This window comes from Infirmifilum sp., assembly GCF_049970975.1.
Taxonomy (GTDB): Archaea; Thermoproteota; Thermoprotei; order Thermofilales; family Thermofilaceae; genus Thermofilum; species Thermofilum uzonense.
Window position 1 is genome coordinate 1 of the sequence record NZ_JBMFLX010000054.1, and the last position, 8,497, is coordinate 8,497.

Annotated in this window: 3 protein-coding genes and 1 pseudogene; all 4 read left to right on the forward strand. The window is 49.9% G+C overall.

What is annotated here, in order from left to right:
- Positions 1 to 811: pseudogene (locus tag ACP5KC_RS07320) on the forward strand (hypothetical protein); the annotation flags it as partial.
- A 14-nt stretch (positions 812 to 825) separates the two neighbouring features.
- Entirely contained in the window at positions 826 to 4,383 is a 3,558-nt protein-coding gene (locus ACP5KC_RS07325; protein ID WP_428287121.1) for a DUF499 domain-containing protein, read from the forward strand.
- A gap of 5 nt (positions 4,384 to 4,388) precedes the next feature.
- A complete protein-coding gene (locus ACP5KC_RS07330) occupies positions 4,389 to 4,922 on the forward strand; it encodes a hypothetical protein (protein WP_428287119.1) in 534 nt (177 codons plus the stop codon).
- A gap of 9 nt (positions 4,923 to 4,931) precedes the next feature.
- On the forward strand, positions 4,932 to 8,063 hold the full coding sequence (locus ACP5KC_RS07335; RefSeq protein ID WP_428287120.1) for a helicase-related protein: 3,132 nt from the start codon (positions 4,932 to 4,934) through the stop codon (positions 8,061 to 8,063).
- The last annotated feature ends 434 nt before the right edge of the window (positions 8,064 to 8,497 follow it).

The window sequence follows — 8,497 nt, forward strand, 5'->3', positions numbered from 1 at the left end:
GAGGGTTGGCGAGTATCTCAATGTGTATAGGGAGGCCTTCGAAAGCGCCAGGAGAGCCAAGGATGTGGCGCTTAGGTCGGGTCTCTCAGGGGGAGATCTCTTCCTGGCGGTGATGCTCGGCGCTCTATCATTGTTCACATCCTACGATAAAATTGTCCACTTCGGGAAGGAGCTCTCCGCAAGAGACCTTGTGAAGGAGTCATATGCGATAGCGGCCAGGGTCATAGCCAGCGCGTCCGAAACTTTGAAGTCCCCTGAAGTTCTATTCTACTTAACATCGAAAGCTGTTTTCAGGCTCTACTCCAGGCCCATGGGGCAGGCATCGCTACCGGGTGTACCGGTTGAGCCCATAGTCTTATCGAGCCAGGACATAATAACTCTATCATACGGCTTCATAGGAAACAGCCCAGATCAGGAGAAGGGCTATAAGCTATTTGAGAGAGCAGGCATCGTTAAAAGCTCTGGAAGTCGGAGTGGAAGCAAAAGTTCCAAGCAGAAGGAATACATCCTGCTCGAGCCCCTCAGCACGACAATCGACGAGCTTAAGAGGGTGCTCGGCATGAGGGGCATCAACCCTTTGAAGCTAGCTGCTGAGGGGAGGAAGATGAATGCTGTAGACATCCTCCACTTGCTAGAATACTATGCTAAACAGGGTAGCTCAGCGTTCAGAGCTGTATATCAGAGCCTCTATAACATGCACCAGGAGCTCGTTAAGGAGGCGGTGGAGGCGGCTAGGGTGATCAGCGGGTATGCCTGGGATCCAGAGGCCGGCTTGTCCAAGCTCGTTATCGAATATATAGAGGGGAGGTGAGGCCTTTGATCGATGTGAGGAAGCTGAAGATAAGGGATGAAGTTGAGAGCCTAAAATACGAGCCAGCAGTAGACCTAGGCGATGTTGTGAAGGGGAGGGCGCCCCCGTTCATACAGGATCCTGTGGAGTTCTTCAAGAGGACACACCTAACAGAGTCCATGAAAACCCTGGTTGTGAAGGTGATCATGAACCTCATAGGGCTCAAGGAGGCTTCTGTTGGGGGCAAAAGGTTTGTGGCTACAAGCAACCTGATACTCCTGCCGTCAGACCTAGGCGGCGGTAAGACCCACTCGCTTATCCTCCTATACCACGTGTTCAACCTGATCAGGGAGTCTCGGAGCAAGGATGACGCGGTGTCGAAGCTGAAAATGCTCGACAGCGATATAGCAGGCTTCGTCAACGAGCACTGGGATCTGATTAGGAGCCCGCCCCCAAACCTAGTCTTCATCGACTGCAAGTATAGCGACCTTGCTCCTAGCCCTGCGAAGCCCATTGAGATCGGTGGCAGGAAGATCAAGACTATCTGGGGCTACCTAGGGCACGTACTAGGGAGATATGACGCCGTGAGAAGCTCAGACGAGAAGGAGATAGCGCCGTATGCAGATGACCTCCAAAAGGTGCTCAACGGGAGCAGAGCGGTTGTGCTCATCGACGAGATAGGGAGGTACTACGACCAGAGCGGGCTACAACCTACAAGCATATCCACGTTCTTAATGAACCTGGCCGAGGCTCTCAGCAAGTATAATGTGAGGGAGGTCGCCGTGGTGATAACGATGCCCTATGAGATAAGAGGGGGCACGGTGGAGGCGAAGCCGGGCATGGAGTACATACACAGGGGAGAGCTGGTCAAGGCCGTTAGTGACGTGTTGAGTAGGACGAATGTAGAGGTTATAAAGCCTGTTAGCGAGAGGGAGCTAGCCGAGATACTCAGGAAGAGGATATTCGCGTACGATAGGGAAGAGCTGGATAAGATGGCAAGCGAATTCTCATCGAGCGAGGTTATTAGGGAATACCCAGAGTACGTTAAGAATATCCTACAAAGGAGGGGCTTCTGGGGGGAGGTTAGGAAGACTTATCCTTTCCACCCGATGTTCCTAGAATTAATTGAGAAACTGGCCTACAGGCTGCCACACCTCCAGAGGACTAGAGACGCGATTAAGATCGCAGTCCAGGCGGTGCTAGCACTGAGAGAGGGGCTGTTCGACGCGATTGAAGATGAGGTAGGATTGGTGATGCCGTACCACATACCAGTGTTCGTGAGAGAAGTACTGGATGAGACGATTCTTAGGAGCCCTCCAGACGAGTACAATGTGTTCCGCTTAGTTCTCAAGGAAAACGTAGCAGACCCCGAGAGCTTCGACAATATAAAGAAACTCGGCAAGGAAGGGTTCTATGAGAAAGTCGTTGCCAGGAACCTCAGAGACCTAGGACAGGAGAGGGGAGGGGTGGGATTCAAGCTAGCCTCCATTATATGGCTACACAGCCTTGTAGGGCTAGGGCTCCCAATGAATCTGGGGCTATACCCAACAACCCAAGACCTAATATACTCGGTATCTCCTACAGATCAAGACGTCAAGAGCACTCTATTGATTCTGAGGAGCGTCCTGCCGCAACTGATTGTGCATGGAGATCCAGAGAGTGATAGTGCTAGGTGGTTCTTCACCAACATACCATCCATAGAGGAGCTGGTCGAAATGCTGAAAAAGAACGTTACAGATGAGATGGTTAAGGAGAAGCTGAGGGAACTCCTGGAAAGCGGGCTTTCTGGGAAGAGGGGCAGAGGGAGACCTCCGAAGGGCTATAAGAAGGACTCTATATTCAATGCTACCGTCGCCAAGAACATAGAATCCGTATCCAAGGACTACCTCGAGAGTAGAGACCCAGTATTGGTAATCCTAGCTGATAGAGTCTCCAAGGATGAGCTGCTTGGGTTCCTTCAAGGTAGAAACAACATCGTAGTGCTAGCTCCCCACGTGGACGGCATAGGAGAAGCTAAGGGGATCGCCCCCGAAGATATAGCCGGTATCAGAGAGCTCGCCGGGCTCAAGGGCAAGACTGTCTGGGAAGGGCTTATAGAGATACTTAAGTACTACATAGCTGCCGGCAGCATAGGCGAGGATCACCTGAAAGCAATGGTGGGAGAGATATCGGATAAGAGAGAGGGGGGCTATATAAGGGACTTGCTCGGCCTGTTGAAAGAGAAGGTCGAGAACAAGAAGGAGTATTATGAAAGGCACACTTGGACAATGATAAGTAGGTGCTATCGCAGAGTTTACTACCATAGGCAGGGAGAGGTTAGGTTTGAGGAGGGGCTGTCGCTGGAGTCAGACGAGCCGATACCGGTAGTAGTTGAGGAGTTCCTGAGGGATAAAGGGCTGATACCGCAGGAGTTCACTAAAGACAGCATACTGTCTTTGGTTAGAGACTACCTAGGCAAGAATCCCGAGGAGGAACCAATCAAGGTTGGCAGCCTCTGGAGCTTCATTACAACCACAGATAAGGCTAACACGCCCATCATAAGGTATAGGGATTTCATAGAAGCTGTCAAAGATCTCATTAAGACCATGGACTACGCAATCAGAGTCGGAGGAACCCTCGTGTGGAAGCCCATATTCAGCAGCAGAGAGGAGGCAAAGTCCTCTAGGGAGGGAGAGAAGGTGCTCGAAAAGGTGGAGGAGCTTCTAGAGAGATTAAAAATCTCTTGGGATGAGGTGGAGCTAGTGTACTGGGAGAAGGTCTTCGACGAGTGGCTGAATAAAGTATACGAATCTCTCCCCAGCAACAAGGTTGTCAAGGTCGAGGATAGAAGCGGCAGGGTGCTCGATATAAGAGATATCAATCTAGACCTCAAGAACACGGTGAAGGCTGGGAAACTCTTCTACGAGGAGAAGAAGTACTTAGTAGATTTCACCCCCAAGTTACCGGATAGAGTGCTAGAGGGCAGGGAGTATGAGGTGGAGGCATCTATTGATGTGAAGAACTTCGAAGAGGAGATCCAGGTGAAGTTAAAGCCGGACGAGGGGCTCACCGTGGAACCGAGGGAGTTCGGTGGGAAGCCTCCGCTCTCCATTAGATTCAAAATAAAGGCGGATAAACCCGGCAACTACAGCATTACAGCGGATGTCTATGGGAGAGGTAGCATCCTAGATTCTAGGGCTATTAGCGTTCAGGTGATCGGGGAGTGGATAGAGGAAGAGATAGCCATAGACGCTAAAGATGGAGGCAAGCCTATAGGCGATGACGCAAAGGTAGTAAGCATTGTAGTAAGAGAAATAGCCAGTCTGCCAGACATAGCAAGGATCATGAGGTCCCACAGGGGAACTGTAACCGGCTCCATAGTAATAGACAGCGAGACTGCGAAGATAAACATCAGGGTAGAAACCGAGGATGGCGCGGTGCTGGACCAGCTACATAGTACAATAATCAATATATCTAGGAATCTAGGAGCGAAAGCCGTCATAGAGACCACGTACACTCCTAAGAGCGAGCTAGTATATCGCGAAATCGCTAATTATATAGTCAATAAGGAGGGGGTGAGATTAAAGATTAAGAAAAGAGCTAATATGGGGTAGCGGCCTTGTCGACCGGGTTTAGGTACGTCTTTACCTTCACGGCTAAGAGGAGGAGTAAGCCCAGCTACGAGTACCAGGGTGTTCTGAGGACGCACAAGTTCTACATCAAATATTACAGCCTCCTCGACGGGCAGGACCCTCTGAAAGCTGTTGTCGACAATAAGGAGAAGATAGCGTTCCCCGCAAGGTTCACGGAGTTCCTGGTAGACTTCGCTAAAGAGCTCGGCGGAGAGGTGGTGGGGACTAGGAAAGTGAAGATACCGGGTAGGGATGTGTACTACGATAAGCCGGTAGTAGTACTCCCAAACGAGGTCGCCTTCAAGAGACACCTGCTACTCGCACTCACGGTTGCAACGTACAACAAGCCGGGTGAGGCCAGGCTTAACACGTTGAGGAGCCTAGTACTTAACATGAACGCAAACTTCCTCAACATCCTGTGCGATATAGCAATCGACAGGTACAGATCCCAGAGTCCTGCACGGTACTGGCACATGTTGCGAGTCGGGAGGGCGGTGAAGGCTCTTTATATGCTGGACTGAGTGCAGAGCATGAGCGCCTACATTGCTCCCCTTCTATGGATCGCCGAGAAATATCTGAAGTACAACCCTTTCTTCATATACAGCGGGAGAAACCCGCTACTCCACCAAACAGAGGTTGTGGCCAAGTCCCTCTTCATAAAGCCAACAAGAATGCTTATAGCAGACATGATAGGGCTTGGTAAGACGGTTACCGCCCTCAGAGTGCTCGCAGCAGTAAATAACTACAGGGAGGACGGGCTTAAAAGGGTCTTAGTAGCCGTCCCCAGCGTCCTTGTAGAGCAGTGGGTGGAAGAGATGAAGAGAATGGGCATATCCCCCACAGTGATAGACAGGGAGAGCATAAAAGTCCTAGCCAGCAGCCGCGAGTTACCCTCCGGGTGGTATGTAGGGTCTATTGATACATTGAAGCAGGAAAGGTATATGGACGTCCTGGTTAGGAATAATTGGGATGCCATAGTAGTGGACGAGGCACACAAGCTCGGCTACATAGGGTACGAGCCAAACGATAGGTGGAAGAACCTCGGCAAGATCGTTATGAACAACAGGGATGCCGTGTTGCTCCTGCTCACGGCCACACCGCATAGGGGGAAGGCCAAGGACTATCTAGCCCGCCTAGCCCTCATAGACCCAACACTCACAGAGGCGAAAAACGTGGAGGATCTAGATAAGGTATTCGACAAGCCCGAGTTCTACCGGCAAACACATAACGTGATCCTGATCAGGAGGAGCAAGGAGGATGTGAACATAGTCTATGAGAAGTCCGAGATCTTCAAGCCCTGCACCATGATTGCTGTATTAATAGAGCCGAGTGACGCCGAGAGAAAGCTGCTAAAGACCATAACCGATCTCGCTACGCAATACCTCACAGAATACTATAACCATATGGTCAAAAAATTCGGCTTTAAGCCTGAGAGAGCACGTGCAATTGTTGCCCTGCTCAGAACCCTCCTCATCAAGAGGGGGCTTTCAAGTCCCGAGGCCCTTGTGAAGACGTTCAGCAAGCTCGTCATGAAGAGGAGTAGGTCGGCAGAGATCATCGGTTCCGGTCGCGGCAAGGAATGGGAAAAGGTGGTTCAAGAGATCGAGGAACGCGCCAGGCAGCTCGACAATATCTTGTCAGGCGATGTGGAAGACCTTGAAAAGGAGCTCGACGAGTGGTTCGACGAGCTGGCATCGGATCTCAGTATGTTCTTGGAGAGTAAGTTAGTGGAAAAGCTTGAGGAAGCTAAGATATACGCGAGGGACATCCTATCAGGCGATGAAAAGGATTCCAAGGTTAGGACCCTGAAGAAGATACTTAGACTAGTTATGAAGGCAAATCCGGGTGATCTTCCAGCCGAGTTTATGGATCTAGCCAGTAGAAAGGCGATAGTGTTTACAGAGTTCAAGGACACAGCGCTATATATCTACAGCAAGCTGTCAAGCTGGGTTAAGGCGGAGCTCGGAGACCCAGGAGTAGTGAGAATATTCACGTCAGAGAATAGGAAAGAAATTGATGATATTAGGAAGTGGCTCTCAGAAGATGCTCCGAGGATCCTCGTAACGACCGATGTAGCTGGTGAGGGGCTCAACCTTCAGTACGCCAACGTTGTGATAAACTATGAGATAACCTGGTCTCCCGTAAGGCTTGAGCAGAGGATCGGCAGGGTGTGGAGGTACGGACAGAATAGGAATACCTACGTCTTCAACCTATTCTTAGCCGATGCCATGGAGAAGACCGTTGCAGAGGTTGTATTCGAAAAACTCTACGGTATCTCGACCTCAGTTGGTAAACTAGACCCAATCCTTGGAGAGAGAGTGCTGTTATCAACCATAAAAAACGAGCTGCTCGAACACGCCGTGGGACCGAGGGGGGCTATCGGAGGGCTAATACCCCTGGAGATCGACTTCAAAAATAAGAAGATCTCGCTATCGGAGTCTAAGATCATAGAGCTCGTGGTCAGCGATGCCAGAAACTTTGTTGAAACATTTGTTGAATCCCTGAAGAAGTTGGCGACTGAGATAAACCGCAAGAATATATTCCCATCAAAGTCGAAATCCGAGGACGAGGCTGAGAGAGTCCGCAATGAGCTCCTCAACCTAACGGGCTTTAGAGACCTTGATAATGCCATCACCGCTGCTAGGGAGATAGTGAACCATATATCTAAGTACCTAGACCTAGAGGTCGTTCGTGAGTCTGAGGACGAGATCATCTTAAAATCTAGGGATGAGAAGGTGTTCAAGATACCGCTGAAAAACCCAGAGGAGGCCCTTAAAACAGTGCAAAACTGTTTCAAGGCAAGCGATTACCCCAAGTACTTTGTCTACAGATGTGATAAAAGGGAGGTGATGCTTCTCTCAGAGGCTGAAATCATCGCAAGGGACTTAGTTATGTACAGGGAGCCTATAGGAGTTGTAGGCGACCTCGAAACTAAGAGTATAATGATACTAAGGGGGACCGAACTTGTTAAGAAATTGCTGGAAACCTTAGATAGGTCTATTCCCGTGGACGAGGTATACGGCTTAACCGAGGCGATCCAATTTGCTAGGCAGGAGGTTCTGACGGCTTCCCACAATACCTATTATGAAAAGGTGCTTAGGAAGGGGGTCGGCAAGTTGCTCGAAATGCTAAGTAATTACGAAAATATCAAGAAGCGCCTTGGTTGCAGGAGTCAGTTCTACGTGCATAATCTAGAGGACATACGTGTGAAGATTAAAGAGCCTCAGTTCATAATGATCAGCTCTGCGTTCCTGCCAGAGGCTAAGGAAACACCCAGTGCTGAGGTTTGGATGTGGGCTGAGGACGACGCCATACCCATAGTGCATAACTACGAGGGGCTCAGCGGTAGGGAAGCTACAAGGGTATCGGGCCACGAGCACTACGATGTGAAGAGCATAAAGAGGGGGGAGGGCGGGGAGACCCTAGAGGTGAGGTTTATCGAGGTAAAGACTAAAGCTAGTAGATCGCTAGACATAGATCTTACTGAGGAGGAGTTCAAAGTTGCCAAGGAGAAGGGGAAAGACTACTGGCTGTACATAGTATATGGAGTCAGGACTGAAAAGCCCGCTATACTGTGCATAAGAGACCCTGCCAGCAAGATCCCGTTTAAGAAGGTCACTGTCACAGAGAGGCGCGAGAAATATCGCTTCACCGCAGGGTGAGCTTGAGAGGAAGCTAACATCCATCGTGAAGAACCTAGTTGAAAAATCTACGACGGCCTCAGATTGTCGGAGGTGACCGAATAGTAATCAAGTCCACATCAACATATGTATCATAGAACAGGACGTGAACTATGCTAAAGTCCTTGAATATTCAGCTGAGCACCACTAAGTACGAGACAAATGACGAGCTCATCTATACTGTGACGAGAGTGTGGGGCGAGGATTCTAAGTAATTTCGCTCGAATCTTCACACCTGCCTGACCTAATGGATGAAAAGGTGTGGGTATTCATACCCCCACAAGGCGTTGAATACGTGCAGACATTCTCGACATAGTTCCTCTGGACTAGTACACACAACAGCCTTCGGAGGGCTATCAAGCGATGGGCTGGTAGTAGAAGAGAGAAAGCTTGATAACTGGCTGAGTCTTTTAGGA